At 74.0% G+C, this 25,895-nt stretch carries 18 protein-coding genes; 9 read left to right on the forward strand and 9 right to left on the reverse strand.

Annotated elements, in window-relative coordinates:
* Positions 1-42: 42 nt before the first annotated feature.
* Positions 43-2,868 (reverse strand): fascin domain-containing protein, encoded by a 2,826-nt coding sequence (locus ITX44_RS20900; RefSeq protein ID WP_205358820.1) that lies wholly within the window; start codon positions 2,866-2,868, stop codon positions 43-45.
* Positions 2,869-3,196: 328 nt separating this feature from the next.
* On the opposite strand from ITX44_RS20900, the gene ITX44_RS20905 reads away from it, so the two are divergent.
* Positions 3,197-3,589 (forward strand): ATP-binding protein, encoded by a 393-nt coding sequence (locus ITX44_RS20905; RefSeq protein WP_236061209.1) that lies wholly within the window; start codon positions 3,197-3,199, stop codon positions 3,587-3,589.
* A gap of 322 nt (positions 3,590-3,911) precedes the next feature.
* On the opposite strand, the gene ITX44_RS20910 is transcribed toward ITX44_RS20905, so the two are convergent.
* Entirely contained in the window at positions 3,912-4,973 is a 1,062-nt protein-coding gene (locus ITX44_RS20910; RefSeq protein WP_205358821.1) for a DUF2637 domain-containing protein, read from the reverse strand.
* Between the two features lie 189 nt (positions 4,974-5,162).
* Positions 5,163-6,023, reverse strand: a complete 861-nt coding sequence (locus ITX44_RS20915; protein WP_205358822.1) for a (2Fe-2S)-binding protein — start codon at positions 6,021-6,023, stop codon at positions 5,163-5,165.
* A gap of 98 nt (positions 6,024-6,121) precedes the next feature.
* Here ITX44_RS20915 and ITX44_RS20920 point away from each other — a divergent pair, with 98 nt between their 5' ends.
* Complete coding sequence (locus tag ITX44_RS20920) at positions 6,122-6,802, forward strand: GntR family transcriptional regulator (protein ID WP_236061210.1); 681 nt, start codon at positions 6,122-6,124, stop codon at positions 6,800-6,802.
* Between the two features lie 101 nt (positions 6,803-6,903).
* Here ITX44_RS20920 and ITX44_RS20925 read toward each other — a convergent pair whose 3' ends face one another.
* A complete protein-coding gene (locus ITX44_RS20925; RefSeq protein ID WP_205358824.1) occupies positions 6,904-7,653 on the reverse strand; it encodes a hypothetical protein in 750 nt (249 codons plus the stop codon).
* Between the two features lie 308 nt (positions 7,654-7,961).
* On the opposite strand from ITX44_RS20925, the gene ITX44_RS20930 reads away from it, so the two are divergent.
* Complete coding sequence (locus ITX44_RS20930) at positions 7,962-9,122, forward strand: alpha-hydroxy-acid oxidizing protein (protein WP_205358825.1); 1,161 nt, start codon at positions 7,962-7,964, stop codon at positions 9,120-9,122.
* A 245-nt stretch (positions 9,123-9,367) separates the two neighbouring features.
* On the opposite strand, the gene ITX44_RS20935 is transcribed toward ITX44_RS20930, so the two are convergent.
* Positions 9,368-11,017: a PucR family transcriptional regulator gene (locus ITX44_RS20935; protein ID WP_205358826.1), complete on the reverse strand. Its 1,650-nt coding sequence runs from the start codon at positions 11,015-11,017 to the stop codon at positions 9,368-9,370.
* A 634-nt stretch (positions 11,018-11,651) separates the two neighbouring features.
* Between ITX44_RS20935 and ITX44_RS20940 the strand changes: the two genes are divergently transcribed.
* The 4 genes from ITX44_RS20940 (at position 11,652) to ITX44_RS20955 (ending at position 16,685) form a co-directional block, all read left to right on the forward strand.
* Entirely contained in the window at positions 11,652-12,539 is an 888-nt protein-coding gene (locus ITX44_RS20940; RefSeq protein WP_205358827.1) for an FAD binding domain-containing protein, read from the forward strand.
* Entirely contained in the window at positions 12,530-13,012 is a 483-nt protein-coding gene (locus ITX44_RS20945) for a (2Fe-2S)-binding protein (protein WP_205358828.1), read from the forward strand. The genes ITX44_RS20940 and ITX44_RS20945 overlap by 10 nt, the downstream gene beginning before the upstream one ends.
* A gap of 113 nt (positions 13,013-13,125) precedes the next feature.
* Positions 13,126-15,450 carry a xanthine dehydrogenase subunit D gene (gene pucD / locus ITX44_RS20950; RefSeq protein WP_307795426.1) on the forward strand — a complete coding sequence of 775 codons (2,325 nt, stop codon included), beginning with the start codon at positions 13,126-13,128 and terminating at the stop codon, positions 15,448-15,450.
* Positions 15,451-15,542: 92 nt separating this feature from the next.
* Positions 15,543-16,685 (forward strand): XdhC family protein, encoded by a 1,143-nt coding sequence (locus ITX44_RS20955; protein ID WP_205358830.1) that lies wholly within the window; start codon positions 15,543-15,545, stop codon positions 16,683-16,685.
* 255 nt (positions 16,686-16,940) lie between these two features.
* On the opposite strand, the gene ITX44_RS20960 is transcribed toward ITX44_RS20955, so the two are convergent.
* Complete coding sequence (locus ITX44_RS20960) at positions 16,941-18,635, reverse strand: DUF4132 domain-containing protein (protein ID WP_205358831.1); 1,695 nt, start codon at positions 18,633-18,635, stop codon at positions 16,941-16,943.
* A gap of 501 nt (positions 18,636-19,136) precedes the next feature.
* Between ITX44_RS20960 and ITX44_RS20965 the strand changes: the two genes are divergently transcribed.
* Positions 19,137-20,714, forward strand: a complete 1,578-nt coding sequence (locus ITX44_RS20965) for a GMC family oxidoreductase (protein ID WP_236061187.1) — start codon at positions 19,137-19,139, stop codon at positions 20,712-20,714.
* A 178-nt stretch (positions 20,715-20,892) separates the two neighbouring features.
* A complete protein-coding gene (locus ITX44_RS20970; protein ID WP_205358832.1) occupies positions 20,893-21,921 on the forward strand; it encodes a methyltransferase in 1,029 nt (342 codons plus the stop codon).
* 148 nt (positions 21,922-22,069) lie between these two features.
* Here ITX44_RS20970 and ITX44_RS20975 read toward each other — a convergent pair whose 3' ends face one another.
* The 3 genes from ITX44_RS20975 to ITX44_RS20985 form a co-directional block, all read right to left on the reverse strand.
* Positions 22,070-24,106 (reverse strand): sigma-70 family RNA polymerase sigma factor, encoded by a 2,037-nt coding sequence (locus ITX44_RS20975; RefSeq protein WP_205358833.1) that lies wholly within the window; start codon positions 24,104-24,106, stop codon positions 22,070-22,072.
* A 194-nt stretch (positions 24,107-24,300) separates the two neighbouring features.
* The gene (locus ITX44_RS20980; RefSeq protein ID WP_205358834.1) at positions 24,301-24,675 is read right to left on the reverse strand and encodes an SAV_915 family protein; all 375 of its coding nucleotides are present in this window, start codon (positions 24,673-24,675) and stop codon (positions 24,301-24,303) included.
* Positions 24,676-24,819: 144 nt separating this feature from the next.
* The gene (locus ITX44_RS20985; RefSeq protein WP_205358835.1) at positions 24,820-25,809 is read right to left on the reverse strand and encodes an oxidoreductase; all 990 of its coding nucleotides are present in this window, start codon (positions 25,807-25,809) and stop codon (positions 24,820-24,822) included.
* Positions 25,810-25,895 lie beyond the last annotated feature (86 nt).

Consider the following 25,895-nt stretch of genomic DNA (forward strand, 5'->3'; position numbering starts at 1 on the left):
GGTCGCGCGGGTGTGCGCGGCCGGGACCCCGATCCACGGGTGTCAGTCGTTGATCAGGTCGAACTCCTCCCACGGCCCGATCGAGGTGCGGTTGGCGATCAGCGGCTGCGCGCCGGCCGACTCGGCCGTCACGTAGTCGTTGTTGACCCTGGCCTTGAAGCTCACGCTGCCGTCACCGTTGTGGATCAGCTGGAACTGCTCCCAGGTGCCGACCGCGGTCACCTTGGCCAGCAGCGGCGCGGCGCCGGCGTTGTCCGCGGTGACCCACAGGCCGTTGGCGTGCGCCTTCAGAGCGACGTAGCCGCCGCCCTGGTCGACCAGGTCGAAGGTCTCCCACGGCCCGATGGCCGTGCGGTTGGCGATCAGCGGATCGGCACCGGCGTTGTCGGCGCAGACGTAGTCGCCGTTGGCGTGCGCGCGCAGGCTGATCACCTGGGTGCCGCCGCCGGTGGACGTACCGCCGTCCAGGCCGACCTGGACGTTGCCCAGGTGCTTGGCGGCGGTCGCCGGCGAGCCCGACACCTGCGCGTACGGCAGCGAGGTGGTCAGGTTGCCCACCGGCTCGACCAGGTACGACTGGCCCGAGGACACCGGCACGTTCAGCACCGAGGCGGTGGTCGGGGAGACCACGGTCGCGTTGGACGAGCCGTTCACCACCTGCACCGACTGGCCGGGCCACGGGTTGCGCACCCGCATGGTGGTGGACGAGCCGGCCTGGATGGCGACGGTCACCGGGGTGCCGCCCTGCACCTGCACGTCGACCTTGGTGTTGCCCTGGACCGAGACCGTGCCGCTGACGTCCCAGCCGGCCGGCCAGGCCGGCGCGATCCGCAGCGTGCCGTCGTAGTCCTGCACCAGCGCCTCATTGAGCGCGGTGGCCACCCCGGAGACCTGCTCGATGTACGCCTCCGTGCCGACCGTGTTGCCCAGGTCCGCCAGGCCGTTGATGTACACCTGGTGGCTCTGCGTGATCGACACCAGCTTCGCCGCCACCTCACTGGCCATGCCCAGGCGCGCCGCGTCGATCGCGTCCATGCTCCAGTCGTTGCCGCCGGTGAACACCCGGTGGTTGTACGTGCGCACGGCCAGGTCGTGCAGCGAGCCCGCGTCATCGGTGATCAGGTTGTACGGCCACACCGGCTCCAGGTCGATGTTCTCGCCGTTCCTGGTGGTCGCCGTCGGCTGGTACGACCAGGCGATCACATCGTTGCCGGAGGAGTCCGCGGACGGCTGGAGCACCTGGGTGTGACCGAAGTCGGTGCGCGCCCACGGCGGGATCTGGCCCTCGGCGGTGGTGAGCTGGGAGACCAGCGAGCTGTCGGTGCCCAGCAGCTGGGCCGCCTGGACCACGACCGGGAACAGCGCCGAGTCGGCCGCCAGATCGGTGGTGGGGTCCTGCACCGCCCACTGGGTCTCGTGCGCGTTGGCCACCGCGTGCAGCTTCCCGTCGCTGCCGACCTTCTGGTACGCGAGCAGGAAGACCGCGGACTCCCGCATCAACGGGTAGTACGTACGCAGGAAGTTCAGGTCACCGGTGTCCTGGTACTGCTGCCACACGTACAGCCCGATCTCGGCGCCCGAAGTGATGTCCAGGGCGTTCCAGTTGGGGCTGCCCGGCTCGCTGCACGCGGCGTTGGCGCCGGGGCTGGGGTCGCCGCCGTTGCCGTTGAACCGCATGACCTCCGGGACGCACGCCCCGGCCAGGCCGCCCATCTGCTGCTTGGTCCACGCCTCGATGGCCGACAGGTTGTTCTGGTACAGGTTGAAGATCGGGATGTTCAGCGCGAAGTTCCCGGTGCTCATGTTCGCCGAGATCTGGGTGCGCAGGTTCCACAGCCAGGTCGCGGACGGCGTCCAGTTCTGGTGGTCCTGGCCGAAGTTGAACATGTCGGCGACCCCGGCCTGGCTGCCCGGGATGGTGCCGCGCATCGAGGCGGCCTCCATGAACAGGTAGATCGTGCGCAGCGTCTCCATGTACTGCGCCGACCCGTCCGCCGAATTGGCCTCCAGCAGACCGGAGTTGGCCCAGTAGTTGGCCCACCAGGACTGCTGCGAGGACAGCAGCGAGGACTCCGCCGCGGTCGCGTCCGAGCCCAGCAGGCTCGACGCGGTGCTCGCCGCGTTGCCGCCGGTCCAGGTCGGGGCGCCGACGATCACGCGGTAACTGCCGTCGGTGTTGGCGTTGAAGGCCACCTTCACCGACGTGGAGTTGACCACCGAGGTCGCCACATTGCGGCCGCCGGCCGACAGCGCGGCCAGCGAGCCGAAGGTACGGCCGGAGTAGCCGGCCTCCTGGTTGTCGACCCAGGTCTCGGCGAGGGTGCCGATGCTGCCGGAGACCGCCGCCTGCGGGCTGCGGCCCGACCACAGGCTGACCGTCGCGCTCTGCTGGGCGTTGGGGTCGGCGCCGGTGACGTCCACGATCAGCTCGTCCTTGGTGGCCGACACCCACGCCTTCAGCGTCATGCCGCCGCCGGACTCGTTCAGCACGCCGGTGTACAGGTCGAGCGAGCCCTTGAAGTCCGAGGCGTTGGTGAGCGTGCTCAGGCCCGGAATGGTCACCTGGCCGGGCGACTTGCGGCCCGGCAGGGTGTCGGCCCGGTTGAGCTGGGCGGTGAAGCCGCCCGCCGCCCACGCGGCCACGCCCAGCGAGCCGTTGCCCAGCGGCAGCGACTGCGCGGCCGCCGAGTTCGGCTTGCCGAGCACGATGTCGGAACGCCGCACCACATTGGGGGTGTCCACATGGAACGACCCGTTCTGCCAGGCGGTGGTTCCGGTGGCCGCCACGGCAGACGGCGGCGACACGGCGGGCACCAGCAGCCCGGCCGCGAGAACAGCGGTGGCGACCAGGGCTGGTGGTCGGATCAATCGGTGACGCCGGAATGCATGCAGCGTTGAAGGCACGGCCCCTCCCGAGGCGACGGGACTACGACACAGGGCGGCGGCGCGCATCCGAGAGACGCATGGGATGAGTCGGCCACAGAGTGGCCGCGGTGATCGCCGCTGTCAAGGGCCGCAACAGGAGGCAATCCGGCCGAGATCCTGCTATACATCGGACGTATCAAGGAGGTTGGTCGCGAGTTGACGACGACTTACGCCCGGTAGGACTGGCCGCGCGTGAGCTGGGCATGCCTACCCGCAGGGGCTTGGCAGCAGATCGGAACGGGGGAATCCGACGGACATCACGGGGCACAGGCTGCGGCACGCGGTACGGCGGGCCGACCTGCCCGCCGTGGCCGAGACACGTCGGCTGCTACGGGACCACCTGCGACTGTGGGGCGTTCCGGCCATGGTGGACACGGCGGAACTGCTCACCAGCGAACTCGTCACCAACGCGCTTCAGCACACCACCGGGGGCGCCGTCCTCGTCGCCACGCTCTCGCCGGGGCCCGGGCCCCGGCTTCGGGTCGAGGTGCAGGATTCCGTGGCCCGCCGGCCCCGGGCCCGGGTCGTCGCCCTCCCCGAGGACCACCAGGGCACGTCCGGGCGCGGCCTCTTCCTGGTCGAGACGCTCGCCGATGCGTGGGGGGTCACCGCGTGGGACAGCGGGAAGGTGGTCTGGTTCGAGCTCAGTGACCCCCGGAAGTAGGGTGCGCCTCTTTCCGGCTCGGGCCCGGGAGAGCTGAGCGGCGGGGGAGGGGCGGGCTCTTTCCCGGCGCTGGTCGGTGCCGGGATTCTTTCGGGGTGGTTGAGCCTGTTTGCGGGCTGGACGCCCGCGTGGGTTGCTCGCGCAGTTCCCCGCGCCCCTGGGTACTCCGATGGCGCCGCAGCGCGGAACGCGCCCCCAGCCCAACGCCCCCCGTAACAACCGGCCCTCACACCCTCCGCTCCTTCCTGCTGGAGCAAAAAGCCGCGGGGCCCGCACATGGTGTGCGGGCCCCGCGGCGAAGGTTCATTCAACGGGCGAAGGTTCAGCCCCACTGCCGTTCAAGATCCTGGAGCTTGCGTTCCAGGGAGTCGAGCCGCGGCAGCGTAAGGGTGTCGTCCTCGGCGGTGAGGTCGAGGAGGGACTTGCTGTCGGAGGTTTCGAGCTTGGCCTCGTCGCGGACCGGCTGGAGGGCCGGGCGGGCGCGGACGGGGAGGTCGGCGGAGGAAGCGGCTATGGCAGGCTCCGATGCGGGCTGGCCGGCCGCGCTCGGGGCCGGCGGGAGCTCGACCTGGCGGCCACCGCGGCCCCCGCCGCGCGGCCAGGTGCGGTGGGAGCGGCTGAGCGCCTTGAGGCGGGCCTTCTCGAGGCGGTCGGCCTCGCGGCGCCGCCGCTGCTTCTGCTCGCTCTGCCGCCGGTCCTCGCGGACCTCCTCGACGGCCTCGTCCAGCGAACGGACGCCCTCCAGCAGCATCAGCGACCAGGCGCCGTAGGTCTCGCGGGGGGCCCGCAGCCAGCGGACCATGCGGATCTGCGGCAGCGGGCGCGGCACCAGGCCCTGCTCGCGCAGCGCGGCACGGCGGGTCTGCTTCAGCGCCCGGTCGAAGAGCACCGCGGCCGAGAGCGACATGCCGGCGAAGAACTGCGGGGCACCCGCGTGGGCGTCGCCGCGCGGCGCGTGCACCCAGTTGAACCAGGCCGACGCGCCGGCGAACAGCCACACCAGCATGCGCGAGCCGAGCGCCGCGTCACCGTGGCTGGCCTCGCGCACCGCGAGTACCGAGCAGAACATGGCGGCGCCGTCCAGGCCGAACGGCACCAGGTACTCCCAGCCGCCCGTCAGCCCGAGGTTCTGCTGGCCGAAACCGACCAGGCCGTGGAAGGAGAGCGCGGCGGCCACCGAGGCACAGCCGAACAGCAGCAGGTACGAAGCGCTGCCGTAGATCGCCTCCTTCTTGCGGCGGCGCTCCTCCATGCGCTCCCACGAGTCGCCGCTCTGCGTTTTCTCCTCGCTCCGGCGGCGGTTGCGGAACACGACGACGCAGGCCGCGAGAACGACCAAGCCGACGACACCTATGAGTGTCCAGTCCAGCGTTATCTGTCTCATGTGCGATTCCTTGTGTCGCTATCCGTCGCGCTCGAGCCGCGGGACGGCTTACGACGACATCCTTGCGAAGAGCGCGGATACGTGCGGACGTTATGGCACAAGAGCACGCTGACGCAGACCCATTGCCGGGCCCGCGCTCGAACTTCCGTGCCACAACTGCGGAGTTGTGCGAGATCGTAGCGCCATCCGCTAGGCCGCATACGCGGGGCGACGGTTCCTGGCCGGACCGCAGGTGCGCGGGCACCCGGAACAGGAGTCGTCCGGGCTGAGAGTGTAGAACAGACAGCACGTCAGCCGGGTACGGGAGCAGGCGGGTCGGTGCTCCCGATCGTCGACTTCCGCCGCTGGAGGGATCACTGAGGGTACGTCAGGTCCGGTACGAGGCGGGCGGTGGAAACCCGCGGCCCCCGCGAAGGGCGGAGTGCCGCCGGGCAGGAGGGCGGCCAGGTCGGCGCGCGCCCGCCGCTCCTCGGCCTCGCCCAGTAGTGTGGCGACGTACCACAGCCCCTCGGTCACCTCGTCGGTCGCCATGCCCCACAGGGCGTGCGGCCCGCGGCGCAGCATTGGCCGGAATGCGGCGAGCAGCGGGGAGACGTGCTCGGCCAGCGCCGCGCGCAGTTCCCCGCGCAGCGCCTCCTGGGTGGGTACGACGCGCGCGCCGGGCAGCCGGGCCGCGCTGTCGCCGGGCAGGCAGACGATGCCGCGCGGGCGGACCGTCATGGTGCCGCTCGCCCGGTGCAGGGACACCGCGTCCACCGGCAGCAGCGGCACCCGGCGGCGCAGGAACCACGGCACCGTGAACAGCAGACAGGCCGGCCACAGGTAGCGGTGCAGCGCGAGGGTGGCGGCGACCTCGGGCCGCGGCGGGCGGCCGTGCTCGGTGGCCAGCCGCCCCGCCTCCCGCGCCACGAAGCCGGCCACCGCGGCGCCCCCGGCCGCCAGGTCGTGCGCGGCCGTCCAGCCCGCGCCCGAGCGCGCCGGCCCGGTGATCACCCGCAGTGCGGGGTGGACGGCGGTCAGGCGGGCGTAGGAGGAGGTGAGCGCTGGCATGGTAAGCCTTACCTTAGGCACGCCATCTCGGGTTTAACCTAACGGCTGTACGCCGTCCGGGTGACGTGGGCGCCCGGCCGGAGCAGCGCGACGAAGGGTTGGGGCCCGTGGAGGCCGAGGAGTCCGGCGGCGGGCGGGCCGTACCCGTACGGCTGCCCGAGCGGCTGTCCGTACGGGATCAGGTGCTCGACGCGCTGCGCGAGGCGATCGTCACCGGCGAGCTGGCCCCCGGCTCGGTGCACTCCGGGCCCGCCCTGGCCGCGCGCTACGGCGTGTCCGCCACCCCCGTCCGCGAGGCCATGCAGGCGCTGGCCCGGGAGGGCGCGGTGGACGTACTGCCCAACCGCGGCTTCCGGATCACCGAACGCTCAGCTCGTGACCTCGCCGAGCTCGCCGAAGTACGGGCCCTCCTCGAAGTGCCCGTCCTCCTCGCCCTGGCCCGCGCCCTGCCCGCCGGCCGCTGGGCCGAGCTCCTTCCTCTGGCCGAGGAGACGGTGGCCGTCGCCGCCCGCGGCGACCGGGCGGCCTACGCCGAGTCCGATCGTGCTTTTCACCGGGCGCTGCTCGGCCTCTCCGGCAACCTTCAGCTCGTCGCTGTCGCGGAAGACCTGCACCGCCGCGCCCAATGGCCGGCCGCCGACGCTCCCCTTCCCCTCCGCCCGGCCGCCCTCCTCGCTGACGCGGCCGAGCACAACGTCCTGCTCGAGGCTTTGATCGCCGGCGACCTCCGCACGGTCGAATCCCTCGCCCGCGAACACGTCTCGCCCGCGCGGCGCTGACCGGACCTCCGGCCCGCACCCGGGAATGCCTTTTGGCCCGCCCGGCGGCGGGCGGTACCCCCCGGGCTGCTCCGGGCGAACCGCACCGCCGATATGCGAGGTCACACCGTGAAGGCCTCTGCGAGCCAGGCGGGGACGCCGCCGAGGAGTTCGTAGAGGCGAGCCGCTTCCCGGCGCAAAGAGGTGGCCTCGTCGTCCGGGGAAACCTCGGCCAGGGCGAGCATCGCAGGGGCCGTGCCGACGAGGTGGCCGAGGGAGACACGAATCCGCAAGGACTCGGCGAAGCCGTGCCGGGCCTCGGCGACGTCGCCCTCGGCGGCGGCGAGGCCGGCGAGGTGGCGCCAGGTGTAGGAGGTCAGGAAGGTGTCGCCGTGGGCCACGGCGCCGGCGTGGGCCCGGCGGTAGGCCGCACGCGCGGCGGTCGGGTTGGCCGCGATGTTCTCGGCGACCAGGCCGCGCCGGAAGTCCAGCAGGGGGCGGCCGGGGGAACCGGGCATGAGCAGCGCGGTGCTGCGCCCGAAGGCGGCGCGGGCCTCGTCGGAGCGGTCGCGTACCGAGAACACCGTGGCGGCGTACGCCAGGAAGCCGCGCTCGGAGGCCGCGGCCCCGCGCTCCTCGTCGGTGGCGGCCAGCGCCTCGGCCACGCGCAGCGCGTCCTCCGCCTCCGCCCAGCCGTCCATCTGGAAGAACACACTCTCGATCAGCAGTTCCGCCCTGCGCAGTGCGGCTCGGGCGTCGTCCTCGCAGAAAGGCGCCAGCAGTCTGGCCGCCTCGGCCCAGCAGCCGCGGGCCCGCAGCCGCCAGACGTCCGGTACGCCGACCACCGATTCCGACAGGACGGTGTCCGCCACAGCATCTCCCCCAAGCGCGTCGTCGAGCCAAAGTGAGCAGTTGCGTGTGCCTGTGAAGTTGTCCGCCAGGTGTCCGGCGGCTTGCCGCCGGTGTCCAGTGGCGGAAGTCCAGCACGCGGAAGGCCCGTACGCCAAGGGGTAGGCGATCAGTTCTTGTGAACGGGATCACTTTCACTAGGTCCGGGTCCCGGTGCGGATACGGGCCCTGCGCCGTACGGGTGGCGGGCCCCTGTGCGGTGCCGCGCCGCGGTGGGAGAATCCAGCGCTTCGGCCGTGTTCGCCGACGGAAGAGAGGGTGAGCCCGGGTCATGACGTTCGGGAACTACCAGAACGAGATCTACCTCAACGGCCTGGGCGGTGTGCTGCCGGAGCTGCCCATGGCGCACGCGGAGCTCGAGGAGCGGGCGCGGGCCGCGCTGCCGCCCTCGGTGTGGTCGTACGTGGCCGGCGGCGCGGGGGACGAGCGGACCCAGCGGGCCAACGTCACCGCCTTCGACCGCTGGGGGCTGATCCCGCGGATGTTCGTGGGCGCGGCCGAGCGGGACCTGAGCGTGGAGCTGTTCGGCCGGATCTGGCCGGCGCCGGTGTTCCTGGCCCCGATCGGGGTGATCGGCCTGTGCGCCCAGGACGGCCACGGTGACCTGGCGACGGCGCGCGCGGCGGCCCGTACGGGCGTGCCCATGGTCGCCTCCACGCTGTCCGTCGACCCGCTGGAGCAGGTCGCCGGGGAACTCGGCGGCACGCCCGGCTTCTTCCAGCTCTACCCGCCGGCCGACCGCGACCTTGCGGCCAGCCTGGTGGACCGGGCGGAGAAGGCCGGCTACACGGGCATCGTCGTCACCCTGGACACCTGGGTCACCGGCTGGCGCCCCCGCGACCTGGCCACCGCGAACTTCCCCCAGCTTCGCGGGCACTGCCTCGCCAACTACACCACCGACCCCGTCTTCCGGGCCGCCCTCGCCCGCCCGCCGGAGGAGGACCCCCAGGCCACCGTCCTGCACTGGGTCCAGGTCTTCGGCAACCCCCTGACCTGGGACGACCTCCCCTGGCTGCGGTCCCTCACCAACCTCCCGTTGATCGTCAAGGGCATCTGCCACCCCGAGGACGCGCGCCGCGCCAAGGACGGTGGCGTGGACGCGATCTATTGCTCCAACCACGGAGGGCGCCAGGCCAACGGTGGCCTGCCCGCCCTTGACTGCCTCCCCGGTGTCGTCCAGGCCGCCGACGGCCTCCCCGTCCTCTTCGACTCCGGCGTCCGCAGCGGCACCGACATCGTCAAAGCTCTCGCCCTCGGCGCCACCGCAGTCGGTATCGGCCGCCCCTACGCCTATGCGCTCGCCCTGGGCGGCACCGACGGCATCGTCCACGTCCTGCGCACCCTCCTCGCCGAGGCGGACCTCTTGATGGCCGTCGACGGTTACCCCACCCTCGCCGCCCTGACCCCTGACGCGCTGCGTCCCGTCCACTGAGTCCGGTTCGCCGGGAGTAGTCAGGGGCGCGGGGAACTGCGCGACCAGCCCACTACCGGGCCGCGGGTCGCCACCGCCCCAAAGGGGCAATTGCTGTCGTGTCCGGACCACCAGCCGGTGGCCGGCTGAGCGCGCAGTTCCCCGCGCCCCTGGTTTACCCGGCGAACCGCCCCCGCCAGGCGGTGCCCCCGCCCGGGGGGCTGTTCCGGGCGAACCGCCCGCCGCCGGGCGGGCCCACTTCCGGGTCAGCTCATGCGCAACGCCAGGAAGAAGTCGAGCTTGTCCTCGAGGCGGGAGAGATCGCGGCCGGTGAGTTGCTCGATGCGGCCGATGCGATAGCGCAGCGTATTGACGTGGAGGTGGAGGCGAGTGGCACACCGGGTCCAGGAACCGTCGCATTCGAGGAAAGCCTCGAGCGTGGGGATGAGATCGGCACGGTGGCGCTGGTCGTAGGCGCGGAGGGGGTCGAGGAGGCGGGCGGTGAAGGCGCGGCGGACGTCGTCGGGGACGAAGGGGAGGAGCAGGACGTGGGAGGCCAGCTCTTCGTGGCCGGCGACGCAGACCCGGCCGGGGCGGGCGGCGGCGACGCGGCGGGCGTGGCGGGCCTCTTCGAGGGCGCCGCGCAGCCCTTCGGGGGAGTGGACGGCCGCGCTGACCCCGATCGTGAGGCGCCCGTCGTCGGCCAGCCCCCGGCCCACGGGGCCGCGTACCACCGCCAACAGCGCTTCGGCGTGCAGGGGTTCGGGGGCGCCGCCGCCGGCCGGGGCGGGCAGCGGGACGAGGGCGATCGCGGTGTCCTCCGCGTGCGCCACGGCGACCCGTTCGGCCGCGTCGGGGCCGGACTCGGCGGGGTCGGCCAGCGCCTCCTCCAGCAGGGGCTGCGCGGCCGGGCCCGGCGGCACCTCTCCGCCCGCCCAGTCCACCCGGGCCACCACGACCTGCCAGGACGGCGCGGCGGACGTACCCGGCAGCAGTACCGGCGCAGCCGCCCGCAGCCGCGCCCCGATCTCGGCGGGCGGCGCCCCGCCCCGCACCAGCTCGAACACCTCCGCGGCCAGCCGGCGGCGGATCCGGCGGGCCGCCTCGCGCCGGTCGCGTTCGACCGCGATCAGCTGGGTCACCCCGTGCAGCAGGTCCAGCCGTTCGGCCGGCCACTCCCCGGCGTCGGCGGCCACCGCCAGGAACCAGTCGGACAGGACGCCGGCCCGTACGTCCTCGCCGCCCTCGCCGGCGCGGACCGGGAACAGCGAGAACGTCCGGCCGCCGGGGGCCGCCACCCGGTGCGGCGCGGGCCGGCCGGTGCGCACGGCGGCCTGCTGGGCACCGGCCAGCTCGGCGCGCAGCGCGTGCGGCAGCGGGTAGCCGGAGCCGCCGATCTCCCGGCCGGTGGACGACAGCACCCACGCCCGCAGGTCCAGGTCGCTGCCGAGCAGGTCCAGCACCGCGTCCGGGCCGCCGCCGCCCGGGCCGGGCGCCATCAGCCGCCGGTGCCGGTCCACCACCGCCGCCAGGTCGCCGGCCCGCTCGCCGGAGACCTGCCGCACCACGTACTCCGTGACGGTCGCGAACGCGACCCGCTCGTCCACCGCGAACAGCGGCAGCCGGTGCCGGGCGCAGGCTGCCACCAGGTCCGCCGGGACCGTGCCGAGCTCCGCCTCGCCGGCCGCGAGCGCCGCCACCCCGGCCCCGGCCAGGATCCGTACGAACGGCTCGGAGTCACGCGGGCCGCGCCGCCAGGCCAGCCCGGTCAGCACCAGCTCGCCGCCGGTCAGATAGCGGCTGGGGTCGCGCAGGTCGGTGGTCATGACCCCGCGCACGGTACGGTCCAGCTCGTCCGCGCCGCCCAGCAGCCGCAGGCCCAGCGCTTCGGTGTCCAGCAGTGCGCGCAGCCGCATCGTTTCGCCTCGTGGTGAAGATCGTGGTCAAAGTCGTGGTGAAGGTCGTCGGGAGTCGTCGTGGGCGGGTAGGGGGTGGGGGAAGCCCGGGGCGACCGGCGGGGCGGGGCGCCCCCTTGGCCGGTCGTGATGGGTGGTGACGGAATCACGAAAGGCCGGGATCTGGTCGGGATCGGTCGGCGTACGTCACAGTCGGTCGCGTTCGGTCAGGTTCGGTCGGTGGGGGTCAGGGGCCGTCGGGTGGTCGGGCCGTACGGATTCCTGCGTGTCGGGCGGGTTCCGGCCGGGTTGCCGGTGGGATGCCACCGGGTTTCGCGGACACCCTTTTCAGAGGAATCTACAAGACCCCGCAGGCGGCCGGCGAAGCCCTTCATGGTTTCGGTGACTGCACCCGTCCGGGTGACCGGCCGTGTACTGGGCCTACGTCGTGTGCATGGCTCATTCCGGGAGCCCGGCGCGCGGGACCCGGACGCGCCGCCGAGCGCCCCCCGCACCGCGCGCCGGCCCACCGCCGGACCCGGCCCCCGGACCGGACCCGGCACCGCACGGCCGACCACCCCTCGGCACCTTCGGCAACGTTCGGCACCCCTTCGGCACCCCTTCGGCACCTCGGCACCCGAGAAGAGACGACCGCATGGACTTCCTGCGCCCGGCCAGCTGGCCAGAAGCGCTCGCCGCCAAGGCCGAGCACCCCGCGGCCGTCCCGATCGCGGGCGGCACCGACGTGATGGTCGAGATCAACTTCGACCACCGCAGGCCCGAGCACCTGCTGGACCTCGGCCGGATCACCGAACTGCGGGAGTGGGACGGCGACGGCGACACCGTGCGGCTGGGCGCGGCCGTGCCGTACACCCGGATCGTCGAGGAACTGGCCGGCGACCTGCCCGGGCTGGCGCTGGCCGGCCGCACCGTGGCGTCGCCGCAGATCCGCAACCGCGGCGGCGTCGGCGGCAACCTCGGCACCGCCTCCCCGGCCGGTGACGCCCACCCCGCGCTGCTGGCCGGCGGCGCCGAGGTCGAGGCGGTCTCGGTGCGCGGCACCCGGCTGATCCCGATCGACGCCTTCTACACCGGCGTCAAGCGCAACGCGCTGGCCCCGGACGAGCTGATCCGGGCGGTCCGGCTGAAGAAGGCGACCGGCCCGCAGCAGTTCGCCAAGGTCGGCACGCGCAACGCCATGGTGATCGCGGTGTGCGCCTTCGGCATCGCCCTGCACCCCGACGTGCGGGGCGTGCGTACCGGCATCGGCTCCGCCGCGCCCACCCCGATCCGCGCCACCGCCGCCGAGGAGTTCCTGGCCGCGGAGCTCGCCGACGGCGGGCACTGGGACCGCCGCGGCCCGCTGCCGCCGGCGCTGCTGCGGCACTTCGCGGGCCTGGTGGCCGGCGCCGCCAACCCGGTGGACGACGTGCGCGGCACCGCCGCCTACCGCAGGCACGCGCTGGGCGTCCTGGCCCGCCGGACGCTGACCTGGACCTGGGAGCAGTACCGAGGCGAGGAGAGGACCCCGACATGCGCGTGACCTTCACCGTCAACGGCCGCCGCCAGGAGGCCGACGACGTCTGGGAGGGCGAGAGCCTGCTGTACGTGCTGCGCGAGCGGCTGGGCCTGCCCGGCTCCAAGAACGCCTGCGAGCAGGGCGAGTGCGGCTCCTGCACGGTCCGCCTTGACGGCGACCTGGTCTGCTCCTGCCTGGTGGCCGCCGGGCAGGCCGAGGGCCGCGACGTGCGGACCGTGGAGGGCCTGGCCGCCGAGGACGGCACGCTGTCCCCGGTCCAGCGGGCGTTCGTCGACGCCGGCGCCGTGCAGTGCGGCTTCTGCACCCCCGGCCTGCTGGTCGCCGCCGACGACCTGCTGGCCCGCAACCCCTCGCCGAGCGACGGCGACATCCGCGAGGCCCTGTCCGGAAACCTGTGCCGCTGCACGGGCTACGAGAAGATCCTCGACGCGGTCCGGCTGGCAGCGGCGCGCACCGCGGGGACGGTGGACGCGTGACGCCCCCTCGGCCCGGCGCCGGCGCGGCGCGCGACCGTACCGAACCCGGTACCGGCTCCACCGGCCTCACCCCGGCCGGCCTCACCCAGGGCGCCGGCGCCACCAAGGGCGGCATCGGCGAGTCCACCCTGCGCCCGGACGGCGTCCTGAAGGTCACCGGCGAGTTCGCGTACGCCTCCGACCTGTGGCACGAGGACATGCTGTGGGGGTACACCCTGCGCAGCCCGGTCGCGCACGCCAGGATCGTGTCCGTGGACACCTCCCAGGCGCTCGCCACCCCCGGGGTGTACGCGGTGCTCACCTACGACGACCTGCCCGCCGAGGCGAAGCACTACGGCCTGGAGATCCGCGACACCCCCGTCCTCGCCCACGGCAAGGTCCGCCACCACGGCGAGCCCGTCGCCCTGGTGGCCGCCGACCACCCGGAGACCGCCCGCCGGGCCGCCGCGAAGATCCAGGTGGAGTACGAGGAGCTGCCCGTCATCACCGACGAGGCGTCCGCCACCGGCCCCGGCGCGGCCCTGGTGCACGAGCACCGCACCGACCACTACGCCGGCCACGTACCGCACCCCAACGTCCTGCACCGCCAGCCCGTCATCCGCGGCGACGCCGACGCGGCGGCCGCGCGGGCCGACGCGATCGTCACCGGCGAGTACGTGTTCGGCATGCAGGACCAGGCGTTCCTCGGCCCCGAGTCCGGACTCGCGGTGCCGGCCGAGGACGGCGGGGTGGACCTGTACGTGGCCACCCAGTGGCTGCACTCCGACCTGCGGCAGATCGCGCCCGTCCTCGGCCTGCCCGAGGACAAGGTGCGCATGACACTGTCCGGCGTCGGCGGCGCCTTCGGCGGCCGGGAGGACCTGTCCATGCAGATCCACGGCTGCCTGCTGGCACTGCGCACCGGCAAACCGGTGAAGATCGTCTACAACCGGTTCGAGTCCTTCTTCGGCCACGTCCACCGCCACCCGGCCAGGCTCTGGTACGAACACGGCGCCACCAAGGACGGGAAGCTCACCCACGTACGGGCCAGGATCGTGCTGGACGGCGGCGCCTACGCCTCCTCCTCGCCGGCCGTGGTCGGCAACGCCGCCTCCCTGGGCGTGGGCCCGTACGTGGTGCACGACGTCGACGTCGAGGCGCTCGCCCTCTACACCAACAACCCGCCCTGCGGCGCCATGCGCGGCTTCGGCGCGGTCCAGGCGTGCTTCGCCTACGAGGCGCAGATGGACCGGCTCGCCGCCGAACTCGGCCTGGACCCGGTGGAGTTCCGGCAGCGCAACGCCATGGAGCAGGGCTCGGTCATGCCCACCGGCCAGGTGGTGGACGCGCCCGCGCCGGTCGCCGAACTGCTGCGCCGGGTCAAGGCCCGCCCGCTGCCGCCCGAACGGCAGTGGGAGACCAGCGAGGGCCCCGACGTACGCGCCCTGCCCGGCGGCCTGTCCAACACCACCCACGGCGAGGGCGTGGTCCGCGGCGTCGGCTACGCGGTCGGCATCAAGAACGTCGGCTTCTCCGAGGGCTTCGACGACTACTCCACCGCCCGGGTGCGCATGGAGGTCATCGGCGGCGAGCCGGTGGTGACCGTGCACACCGCGATGGCCGAGGTCGGGCAGGGCGGCGTCACCGTCCACGCGCAGATCGCCCGTACCGAACTCGGCGTCACCGCCGTCACCATCCAGCCCGCCGACACCCGCGTCGGCTCCGCCGGATCCACCTCCGCCTCCCGGCAGACCTACCTGACCGGCGGCGCCGTCAAGCAGGCCTGCGAAGCGGTCCGCGAACGGGTGCTGGCACTCGGCCGCCGGAGGTTCGGCAGCCACCACCCCGCCTGGGCCACCGCCGAACTGGTGCTGGAGGACGGCAAGGTGGTCACCGACGGCGGCGAGGCGCTGGCCGCCCTCGCCGACGTGCTGGGCGACGAGGCGGTCGACGTCGAGCTCGAGTTCCGGCACCGCCCCACCGAGCCCTTCGACCTGCGCACCGGCCAGGGCAACGGCCACGTGCAGTACAGCTTCGCCGCGCACCGGGCCGTGGTCGAGGTCGACACCGAACTCGGCCTGGTCAAGGTGATCGAGCTGGCCTGCGCCCAGGACGTCGGCAAGGCGCTCAACCCGCTGTCCGTCCAGGGCCAGATCCAGGGCGGCACCACCCAGGGCCTGGGCATCGCCGTCATGGAGGAGATCGTGGTCGACCCGCTCACGGCCAAGGTCCGCAACCCGTCCTTCACCGACTACCTCATCCCCACCATCCTCGACACGCCCACCATCCCGGTGGACATCCTCGAACTCGCCGACCACCACGCCCCCTACGGCCTGCGCGGCGCAGGCGAGGCGCCCACCCTGTCCGCCACCCCGGCCGTCCTCGCCGCGATCCGGCAGGCCACCGGCCGCGCACTGAACCGGGTCCCGGTCCGCCCCGAGCACCTGACCGGACCGTGACCGTGCCGCGCGGGGGGTGTTGTCCGAACCAGGGCCGGCCCGGCGCCGTACCGCCGGGCCGCCGGACCGACCGCCGGAGGAGCTGAACCGACATGCTGGACATCGCCGAGGACCTGCACCGCTGGTGCGGGCAGGGCCGGCCGTTCGCCGTCGCCACCGTGACGGCCGTCGGCGGCAGCGCGCCCCGGCAGCCCGGCGCCGCGCTCGCCGTGGACGGCGAGGGCCGGGCCGTCGGCAGCGTCTCCGGCGGCTGCGTCGAAGGCGCGGTGTACGAGCTGTGCCGCGACGCGCTGTCCGGCGACGGCCCGGCGGTCGCCGTGGAGCGCTTCGGCTGGTCCGCCGACGACGCCTTCGCGGTGGGCCTGACCTGCGGCGGCGAGATCGAGGTGCTGGTCCAGCGGATCGACCCCGCCCGGCGGCCCGAACTCGCCCGGGCGCTGGCCGCCGCCGCGACCCACCAGGCGGCGGCGGTCGCCCGGATCACCGCCGGGCCGGCCGACCTGCTCGGCCTCGCCCTGCTGGTCCGGCCGGACGGCGGGTACGAGGGCACGCTCGGCGACCGCGAACGGGACGCCACCGCTGCCGCGGAGACCGCCGCGATGCTCGCCGCCGGGCGCACCGGCACCCTCGTCATCGGCGCCGACGGCAGCCGCTGCGGGGTCCCGCTCACCCTCCTGGTCGAGTCCAGCGTCCCGCCGCCGCGGATGCTCGTGTACGGCGCGGTGGACTTCGCCGCGGCCCTCACCCGGGCCGCCGCCTTCATCGGCTACCGGGTCACCGTCTGCGACGCCCGCCCCGTCTTCGCCACCCCGGCCCGCTTCCCCGCGGCCGACGAAGTGCTCGTGGACTGGCCGCACCGGCACCTGGAGCGCGAGGCCGCGGCCGGCCGCCTCGACGGGCGCACCGCGGTCTGCGTCCTCACCCACGACACCAAGTTCGACGTCCCCCTCCTGGAACGCGCCCTGCGCCTCCCCCTCGGCTACGTCGGCGCGATGGGCTCCCGCCGCACCCACCTCGACCGCCTCGACCGCCTCCGCGACGCCGGCCTCACCACCCCCGACCTCTCCCGCCTGCGCTCCCCGATCGGCCTCGACCTCGGCGCCCGCACCCCGGAGGAGACGGCCCTGTCCATCACAGCCGAAATCGTCGCCCTCCGCTACGGGGGTACGGGTCGCCCCTTGCGGGGCGCGGGCCGCCCGATCCACCGGGAGGGCGCGGCCCGGGTGGGGAGTTGAGCCGTCTTCCCCCGGGTTCGCCGTGTAGCCGTCGAGCCAAAGGGCGCGCTGGTGTCGAAAGGGAGAACGCGCGCAGTGTCCCGAGGAACGAGGGACCGGGCACGATCGACCGTCGACACCGGATTTAAGCGCCCGGAGGCGAGGCGGCGGCAAAAAAAGGGGCATTGGGCACGCCGACCCCCAACGCCTGCCAGGAAACGGGAACGTTGACGCTCGCCCCCACCTGCCCCGGGGTGCGGGTCCACCCGCCCACCCTCACTCCGGGATTTGCCGCACCGGCTGCCGCACCCGCTGGCGCTTGAGCACTTCACGCCAGGCGCGGACGACATCAGCGTCGGCTCGGTCCGGGTTCCAGAGGCGGACGGGGGTGTCGTCGGTGAGTTCGTGGACGGCGCCGGTGAGGTCGCGGAGCATCCAGTGGGTGGAGCGGCGGCGGCGTACGGGCAGGCCGAGGACGGGGCCGCGGGGGGTGTCGGCCTGCCAGATCAGGGCGCGGGTGAGGGGCTGGAGGGCGGGTTCGTCGAGGTAGGCGGCGGTCCAGGTGGCGGCGGGGGTGCCCGGATCGGCGATGCGGCGCTCGGCGAGGGTGCCCAGGTGGGTGGCGACCTGGGCGCGTACTTCGGTGAGGCGGGTGCGCAGCGCGGCGTACCGCAGGGGGTCCCGGGACCGTACCCGCTGGGGCACCCCGGTCAGCGCGCGGCCGTGCGCGTTGCGGAAGCCGAGCGAGACCGTGCCGTCCGAGTCGACGGTGAGCTGCGCGGTGTAGTCGCCGATCACGTAACGCAGCGCCGTGGGGGCCCAGTTCGCGGGCTGCTGCCGGAGCCGGTTGACTTGGCGCCGGGCGAGCCCGCGCAGGGCCTGGCCCGGGTCGGGCAGCAGCCGCTGGTGGACGCCGGCCCCCGGTTCGCCCGCCAGCGCGTCCAGCGCCGCCAGGCCCGCGCGGAAGAACAGCGCCGAGCCGGGCGGGAGTTCGTCGCTGCGCAGCCGCGAGTGCCGCCGCAGCGCGGTGGCCAGCGTGTCCACCGTCCCCGGCTGCCCGGACAGGCAGGCGGCCCAGGCGAGCGCGCCCAGCAGCCGCCCGCCGATCGGGCCGGGCACGCCCGAGTGGAGCCCCCGGCCGGCCCGGCACGCGTACTCCTCGCCCTGGTACGGCAACAGCAGCGGCCGGAGCGCGTCCCGCGCGACGGAGGAGCGCTCCAGGTGCTCGCGGACCGAGCCCAGCCAGGCGTAATCAGGCCGGATGCCGTCCGCCCCGGCGCACAGCCGCAGCAGTTCCACGACGTCGGGGTGGTACAGCTCCGGGCCGAGGTGGCAGCGGACGGCGGCGGCGTAGGCGTCCTCGCGCGGCAGCAGCGGGTCCACCGGGAAGGGCAGGGCGAGCGTGTCCGTCAGCCGCCGCGCGCACCGCTCGCGGTCCGGGGCCGGCGGCTCGGTGCCGTGCGGGTCCGTGCACAGCGCCAGCGTCCGGCGCAGGTACGGCAGGGTCGGTCCGCGGTCCTGCGGCGCGAGTTCCGCGACCGCCGCCAGCGGCAGGTGCAGGCAGTGCTCGCTGTCCGGGCCCCAGCGCGCGGGCTGCCCGTGGCCGAACTCGGAGACGGCCGACCTGAGGAGTCCGGCCGCCTCGTGCGGCGACCAGCCGCAGCGGACGTCGGCCAGCGCCTTGACGGCCCACCATTCCCGGTCGCGGCGCAGGAAGCCCTCCCGCCGCCTCTGGAGTTCCCGGACCACGTGGCGGCGCTGTTCCTCGGTCAGCGCGGCGATCACCGCGGCGGAGTGCGGCGCCGGGCAGACCGCAGGGTCCCCGCCCGGCCCGAACGGCTCGTGCGGGGCCTCGCGTTCGTCCGCGCGGGCCGCCGCGACCAGCCGCCGGTTCATCCCCAGCGGCGCGAGCGGCTCGTAACGAGGCGCGGAGTACTCGGGGTCAGGACGCGGGAAGTCCGCGCGCAGCATCCGCCTGAGTCGGTTCAGCCGTACCGCCCCCTCACGCCGTGACGTCAGCCGAAGCCTGCCCCGGCCCCGCGCCGGACAGGTGCCCGCGGCCGGCCGCGACCGTCCAACGGCCCCTGCCACCACGGCGATTCCGGCCACCGCACCGCATCTGGTGACGACGGCGGGCGCCGTACGGTTGCGGCCCGGCGCGGGCGGTCCCGGCCGACCCGGCGGCGGCCCGGAGGAGCGATGTGAACACCAGTCAACATCTGTGACCGAAGGGGCTGGACGCCACGCGGGAAACCGGGCAACACTGGGAACACCTGCCGCAGCGGCTCCATGCGCTCGGGGTATTTCTGGCATGTCGGGAACAGGCGCAGTGCTTTTCACGCCCGGGCTCGATCGGGCGGAGCCCTGCGGTGCCGATATGCCCGGACAGGGGGCCGACGTCCGGACCGGGGCGGGGCTTCCGCCGGGGCACGACACGTTACGCGAATCGTGACAGCCCGAAATCCCACCCGAATGCACCTCGAGGACGCGGAGACGCCGATGAAGGCGCTGGACACATTCGATGACATCATTGTCGGGGCCGGCAGCGCGGGGATTCCCCTGGCCGCGCGGCTGAGCGCCGACCCGACCCGGCGGGTCGCCCTGATCGAGGCCGGCCCGGACTACCCCACACCGGCCGAAACGCCCGGTGACCTGCTGGACGGCAACCAGATGTCGCTGGTCGAGCACGACTGGAAATTCACCGCCGGCATACGTCCGGACCGCACCACCAGGTATTACCAGGGAAAGGTCGCCGGTGGCGCGTCCGCGGTCGGGAACACCATCGCACTGCGGGCGCTGCCGGGCGACTTCGACGAATGGGCCGCACTCGGCAACACCGAATGGTCCTGGTCGAAGGTGCTGCCCCATTTCATGGCCCTGGAGAACGACCTGGACTTCGGCGGCGAATTCCACGGCCACGACGGCCCGATACCCATCCGCCGCTGGCGGCCCGAGGAACTGACGCCTGCCCAGGCGATGTTCTTCGAGGGCTGTCTGGCCGCCGGAATTCCACTCATTGACGACCACAACCACCCATCCGCGACAGGCGTCGGCGCGGCCCCGTCCAACCGCCGGGACGTCCGCGGACGGGTGTCGACCGCGTCGGCGTACCTGCCGCCGATCCGGTCCCGGGAGAACCTGACGATCATCGCCGACACATCGGTGAGCCGGCTGCTCGTCGACGGCGAAGGTGTGCGGGGCGTCGAGGTGCTGTCCGGATCCGGCACCCAGGAACTGCGCGCCCGCCGGGTGATCCTGGCCGCCGGCGCCATCGGCTCGCCGGCGATCATGCTGCGGTCCGGCATCGGGCCCAAGGACGACCTGCGCCGGCTCGGCATCGATGTCGTACGGGACCTGCCCGGTGTCGGCGCGGGCCTGCACGACCAGACCCGCACCGCCGTCTTCCTGGTGCCCAAGCCCGGCGCCGAGAACTTCGGCGCGGCCATGGGCCAGGTCGTGGTGCGCACCGCGGCGCCCAGCACCGGGCGCGAGAACGACATGTACTACGCCCTGGTCAACCACTTCGACCTGGCCACCCAGTTCCCGCACATGCGGGAGGCCGCCGGCGCGGGCCGGGTGTTCAGCGTGCTCGTGGTGGCCCGGGAACCCAGCTCCCGCGGCAGCGTCACCCTGGCGTCGACCGACCCGCGGGTCGCGCCGCGCATCGACCTCAACTTCCTCGCCACCGAACGGGACCAGCAACTGCTCGTGGACGGGGTGCGGGTCGGCTGGGAGCTCTCCCAGTCCTCCAAGCTGCGCGACCTGGCCGAGCGGGTCGTGGTCCTGAACAACTCGCTCATCGACGACGACGAGGCCGTGCGCGACTACGTCAGGACCACGGTGGACCCCGCCTACAACCCCGTCGGCACCACCCGGATGGGCGCCGCCGACGACCCCCTGGCGGTCGTCGACCAGCGCTGCGCGGTCCACGGGGTCGACGGCCTCTACGTGTCCGACGCGTCGATCATGCCCACCATGGTCCGGGCCAACATCGGCCTGACGACCATCATGATCGGCGAGCGGGTGGCCGAACTGCTGCGGGACGTCTGAGACCACCGGACCCTGCCGACGACCGCCGGCACCTGCCGACCGCCGCCGACGCCTGTCGGCACGCGCCGGCACCGGTACGAACACGGTCCGGGCCGCCGCCCGGGAGACAGCCCGCGACACCGCCCGAGCACCCCCCACACCCCCTCACCCAGACCGCCTCGACACAGGAGGAAACGCGATGACATCGGTGGAGAACCACCCCACCGGTTCGGCCGCAGCCACCGCCGAGATCGTCTCCCCGGCACCGATCCTCGATCTCGTCAGCGGGTTCCGGGCCGCCAAGTTCCTGATGGCGGCCAGTGAACTCGGCCTCTTCGAGGCGCTGGCCGACGCCCCGGCGGACCTCGACGCCCTCGCCGCGCGCACCGGGCTGACCCGCAGGGCGGCCCGGATCTGCGCGGACGCCATGGTGTCGCTGGGCATGCTGGTGCGCGAGGGCGACACCTACCGCAACAGCGAGGCCGCGGCCGCGTATCTGACCGGCACCGGGCCCGGGGACCTGCGCCCGTTCCTGCGGTTCTCGGACCGGTTCAGCTACCCGGCCTGGACCGACCTCGCGGAGGCCCTTCGGAGCGGCCCCAAGGCCCAGATCACCGGCCTGGACCCGGAGTCGCAGAAGATCTTCTCCGAAGGGGTCGAGGCGCTGAACGCCGGACCGGCCGAGGCGCTGGCCGCGACCGACCGCTTCGCCGGCCGCCGCCGGCTGCTCGACATCGGCGGCGGCACCGGCTCCTGGTCGATCGCGCTGGTGCGGGCCCAACCGGAGCTGGCCGCAACGGTGTTCGAGCTGCCGCAGGTCGTCGGCATCGCCGAGCAACGGATTGCGGAGCAGGGCCTGTCGGACCGGATCGGCGTGGTCGGCGGCGACCTGCTGGCCGTCGAACTGCCCACCGGCCACGACAGCGCCCTGCTGGCGAACGTGATCCACTGCTTCTCGCCGGAGGAGAACCAGGCGTTGCTGGCCAAGGCCCGCCGCGCGGTCGAGCCGGGGGCGCGGCTGCTGCTGGTGGACCACTGGATGGACCCGACCCACACCGACCCGCCCATCGCGGCGCTGATGGCCGGGGAGTACGCGGTCAACATCGAGCACGGCGACGTGTACAGCCTCGACGAAGGCCGCGACTGGCTGGCCGCGACCGGCTGGCGGTTCGTCGCTCACGACGGGCTGTCCGGGGCGAAGTCGCTGATCGTCGCCGAGGCGGTCTGAGGCGGTCTGAGGCGGTCTGAGGCGGTCTGAGGCGGTCTGAGGCGGTCTGGGCCGGTCCGAGGGGCGCACGCCGTACGACGGTCGGGCCCGTGATCCCGCGCAGGGGATCACGGGCCCGGCCGCATGGGGTCCTTCGAGCGAAGTGCGCTCAGCGGGCCGCCTCGAAGGCCCGGCCGGCCGGCGTCTCGACGGGGCCGCTGTGGAACAGGCCCGTGCTGGGACCGTCGTCCTTGGCCGGCAGCCCGAACCAGGCGTAGCGCTGGAGCCACGGCAACCCGTCGAGCATCTTGGTGGCAGCGGTCACGAACGCCGCCTGCTGCTGGTCGGTCGGGTAACGGGTGCCGTTGGAGAAGTCGGTGAGCGCGAACTCGGTGAGCCAGATCGGCTTGTGGTAGCGGTTGTGCACCGCCTGGAGGTACGACTGGAGCTGCGCGACGGCGTCGGGAGTGGTGAAGTCCCCGCCGTACCAGTGCAGCGTGATGAAGTCGACCCGGTAGCCCTTCTGCGCGGCGCCGGTCATGAAGCGGTCCAGCCAGCCGCCGGGGGTGTCCCCGCCGTACGCGACCGCCGGGCTGCCCAGCACCTTCCCGGTGGCCTCCAACTGCGGCCACAGCGACAGCGCCTGGTCCACCGTCATGTTCGACTGCTGGGCCATGTCCGGCTCGTTGAAGCCCAGCAGGTACGGCCCGGCCTGCTGGACTTCAGCGAGGGAGTCGGCGGTGACGCTCTTGGCGCCCCAGATCATGGGGACGAAGCCGGGCCCGGAGATGCCGCTGTGGGTGGTGGACCACGTGTAGTACCACTGCGCGCCGGAGCGGCCGAGGGCGGTGTTCACCCCGTTGAACGTCCAGACGCCGACCCCCTTGCGGGCCGAGGTCGCCGGCGGCGCGGGCGGGGCGGCCACCGGCGGCGGGGGCGGCGTGGTGCGCCGGGCCGGGCGCGGGGCCGGCCTGGCCGTGGTGCGGGTGGGAGTCGGGGTGGGCCGCGCGGTGGTGTGCGTGGGGGAGGGCGTGGTCGGCGCGGGAGCGGCGGCCTTGGTGGTCGGGGCCGGGCTCGGCGGCACGGTGGCCGCGGTCGGCTTGGTGGAGCCGGAGGCCAGGTGGGCGGCGAGCAGCGCGCCGGCGGCCACCGCCGCGACCGCGCCGACGGCCGCCGCTGGCGCGCCCAGCGGGCCGTGCGGCAGCCGGGTCCGCAGCCGCGGCCGTCCGTGCCGTGAGGAGTGCGCACCGCTCCGCCGTGGGGGATGGGGGGAGGACGGAGCGGTGCGCGGGGCCGCGACGGGGGAAGCGGCCGGGGAGGGTGGTCCGGAAGGGGCCGCGAAGGCGTGCCCCGGGGTGGTGGCGTGGGCGCCGGTGTACGCCCCGGTGTGGGGCGCGGCGGCCGCGCCGAGGTGGTGGGCGAAGGGCGTGCTCGGCGGCACCGGGAGCAGCGGCAGCCCGCTGAGCAGCCGGTCCATCGGCAGCAGCGCGCCGCCCGGGCGCAGGCAGGTCTCGCAGCCGCGCACATGGCGGGCGAACCGCTTGCGCCACAGCGGGCTCGGCACCCCGTCCCAGCCGGTGGTCAGCCGGCGCAGGTCGGTGCACTCCGGCGAGGCGCCCAGCGCCCGCACCACACTGCGGGAGGTCTCGAGCTGTTCCTTCATCCGCTGGACCTTCACCGCCGCGTGCTGCCGGCTCAGGCCCAGCGCCTCGGCGAGTTCGGTACGGCCGATGTCGCCGGTCTCCTCCAGCCACCACAGGGCCAGCAGGGTCCGGTCGGACGGGTCCAGCCAGCGGGTCGCCTCGGCGATCTCCCGGCGCTGGTCGGTCAGGCCGAGCCGCAGGATGGTCACCGAGGCGAAGTCCGAGGCCGGGTCGGCGATGAGTTCGGCCGCGTCCAGCGCGGTCTGCCGGTGCCAGGACGCCTTGCGGGCCTGTTCCCGGTCGCGGATCTGGCGTACCGCGATGGCCACCAGCCAGGACCGGAAGGCGGTCGGCTCGCGCAGTTCGCCCAGGCCCCGCACGACCCGCAGCATGGTCTCCTGCACCACGTCGTCCACGTCGTCGTGGCCGTCCAGGGCCCGTCCGACGATGTTGTAGACCAGCGGCAGGCACTCCGCGATCAGCAGGTCCAGTGCCCGCTGATCCCCCTCCCGCGCCGCGGTCACCACCGCGGGGTCGGGCCCGACCCGATCGCCTGCGCGCATCACGTGTCCCATCTCGTCCGGCATGCCGCCCGCACGGGCGTGCCGCGTTGCTGCCCTCGAACAGGAGACGGTGCCATGACCTGCGGATAACAGAAAAGTGGGACGGGCCGCGGAAATTGCTGGCGACTTTTCCGGAGCCGCTTCCGGCCGCTCGGGCCGACGAGGGAGGGACCCCCGTTACGGGAGGGCCGGGGTCACTGCGGCTGCGTGCACGGCTCGTCGGGCGCGGACCAGGACGCGGGGGGCCGGGCGGTGAGCAGCGGGTCGACGGTCAGGTGCCGGGTGCCCAGCGGTTCGGCCATCCGGCGCAGCGCCTGCTCGGACAGCCGGATCCAGGGCTGGCAGGGGCCGAGCACCGACCGCAGCCGGCGGTCGCTGGTGAAGGCGACGACCGTGCGGGTGCCGAAGGGGGTGCGCCACAGCCGCAGCACCGGGCCCGCGGGTCCGCGCCGGACCGGCACGTACAGCGACCGGACGCGTATCGCGTCGGCGGCCGGAAGCGGCTCGTCCCCTTCGGGCGCGTCGGCGGCCGGTTCGTCGGCGGCCGGCTGAGGCTCGCTCAGGTGCATGCGCCCACGGTAACCCGGGCCGGTCCGGCCCGGTACGGCGCGTTCGGGCCGCATCGCCGCCGCTCCGGGCGGCCGGCACCGGGGATCGGCACCGGACCCGTACCCCCGAACGGGTGAGCGAAGGGCCCCACGAGACCCCGGCCGTCACAGGGAGCTCATCCGCCGCGGGGTGAAGTCGTACCGGACCGAGGTGAGCACCTGGGAGACCTCCCACAGCCGGACCGCGGTGGGGCGGTGGCGGGCCCGCTCGCCGGGGACGCGCACGGCGGGGGAGCCGCGCAGGGCGCCGCGGCCGCGCGGGCCGAGGAACACGCCGCCGGGCAGGCCGGGCAGGGTCGCCGCGCACAGCGTGGGGTACGAGCCGCGCAGCGGGCTGACCGCGAACAGCGCCTGGGACAGCGCCATCAGATGCTGGACCAGCACCGGCCGGCCGGTGAGGGCCAGCGAGGTCGCCGCGTAGCCGGGATGCACCGCGTACGCCCGCAGGCCCAGCCCGGCCGCCCGGGCCCGGCGGTCGAGTTCGGCGGTGAACAGCAGATTGGCCAGTTTGGAGGTGGCGTACGCGCGCAGCCGCGAGTAGTGCCGGCGGGACTGGAGGTCGCGGAAGTCCAGACGGCCCAGTTGGTGCAGGTCGCTGCCGACGGTCACCACGCGGGCGGCCAGGGCGGCGCCGAGCGCGGGCAGCAGCCGTCCGGTCAGCGCGAAGTGCCCCAGGTGGTTGGTGCCGAACTGCAGCTCGAAGCCGTCGGCCGTGCTGCGGTACGGCGGCGCCATCACCCCGGCGTTGTTGATCAGCAGGTCCAGCGCCGGGTAGTCGTCGAGGAAGCGGCCGGCGAAGTCGCGGACGGAGGACAGGTCCGCCAGGTCCAGCCGGCGTACGTCCACCCGCGAGCGCGGCGCCGCCGCCCGGATCGAGGCGGCCGCCGCGGCGCCCCGCGCGGTGCTGCGTACCGCGAGCACCACATCGGCCCCGGCCCGGGCCAGTTCCCGCGCCGTGCTCAGGCCCAGTCCCGCGTTGCCGCCGGTCACCACCGCCAGCCGGCCGGTCAGGTCCGGCATCAGGTGCGGGCCCCAGCCGTCGGGCACGGCGAAGCGCGCGCTGAACGGGGCGGCGTCGGTGCTGTCGGACGGCATGTCCGGCCTCCGTGTACGTGTCCGGTGGGGACCCGCCCGGCCCAGGCCCGAAGGTGGCCGGGAGCGCGCTGAGCAGTCGTGCACGG

The organism is Actinacidiphila acididurans, assembly GCF_016918855.1.
GTDB classification, from domain to species: domain Bacteria; phylum Actinomycetota; class Actinomycetes; order Streptomycetales; family Streptomycetaceae; genus Actinacidiphila; species Actinacidiphila acididurans.

Bases quoted from the DNA above. Each gene is read 5' to 3' on its own strand.
- ITX44_RS20910 (WP_205358821.1), bottom strand. From the start codon at position 4,973: ATGAGACAGATAACGCTGGACTGGACACTCATAGGTGTCGTCGGCTTG.
- ITX44_RS20915 (WP_205358822.1), bottom strand. From the start codon at position 6,023: ATGCCAGCGCTCACCTCCTCCTACGCCCGCCTGACCGCCGTCCACCCC.
- ITX44_RS20930 (WP_205358825.1), top strand. From the start codon at position 7,962: ATGACGTTCGGGAACTACCAGAACGAGATCTACCTCAACGGCCTGGGC.
- ITX44_RS20935 (WP_205358826.1), bottom strand. From the start codon at position 11,017: ATGCGGCTGCGCGCACTGCTGGACACCGAAGCGCTGGGCCTGCGGCTG.
- ITX44_RS20940 (WP_205358827.1), top strand. From the start codon at position 11,652: ATGGACTTCCTGCGCCCGGCCAGCTGGCCAGAAGCGCTCGCCGCCAAG.
- ITX44_RS20945 (WP_205358828.1), top strand. From the start codon at position 12,530: ATGCGCGTGACCTTCACCGTCAACGGCCGCCGCCAGGAGGCCGACGAC.
- ITX44_RS20955 (WP_205358830.1), top strand. From the start codon at position 15,543: ATGCTGGACATCGCCGAGGACCTGCACCGCTGGTGCGGGCAGGGCCGG.
- ITX44_RS20960 (WP_205358831.1), bottom strand. From the start codon at position 18,635: ATGCTGCGCGCGGACTTCCCGCGTCCTGACCCCGAGTACTCCGCGCCT.
- ITX44_RS20965 (WP_236061187.1), top strand. From the start codon at position 19,137: ATGCACCTCGAGGACGCGGAGACGCCGATGAAGGCGCTGGACACATTC.
- ITX44_RS20970 (WP_205358832.1), top strand. From the start codon at position 20,893: ATGACATCGGTGGAGAACCACCCCACCGGTTCGGCCGCAGCCACCGCC.
- ITX44_RS20975 (WP_205358833.1), bottom strand. From the start codon at position 24,106: ATGCGCGCAGGCGATCGGGTCGGGCCCGACCCCGCGGTGGTGACCGCG.
- ITX44_RS20980 (WP_205358834.1), bottom strand. From the start codon at position 24,675: ATGCACCTGAGCGAGCCTCAGCCGGCCGCCGACGAACCGGCCGCCGAC.
- ITX44_RS20985 (WP_205358835.1), bottom strand. From the start codon at position 25,809: ATGCCGTCCGACAGCACCGACGCCGCCCCGTTCAGCGCGCGCTTCGCC.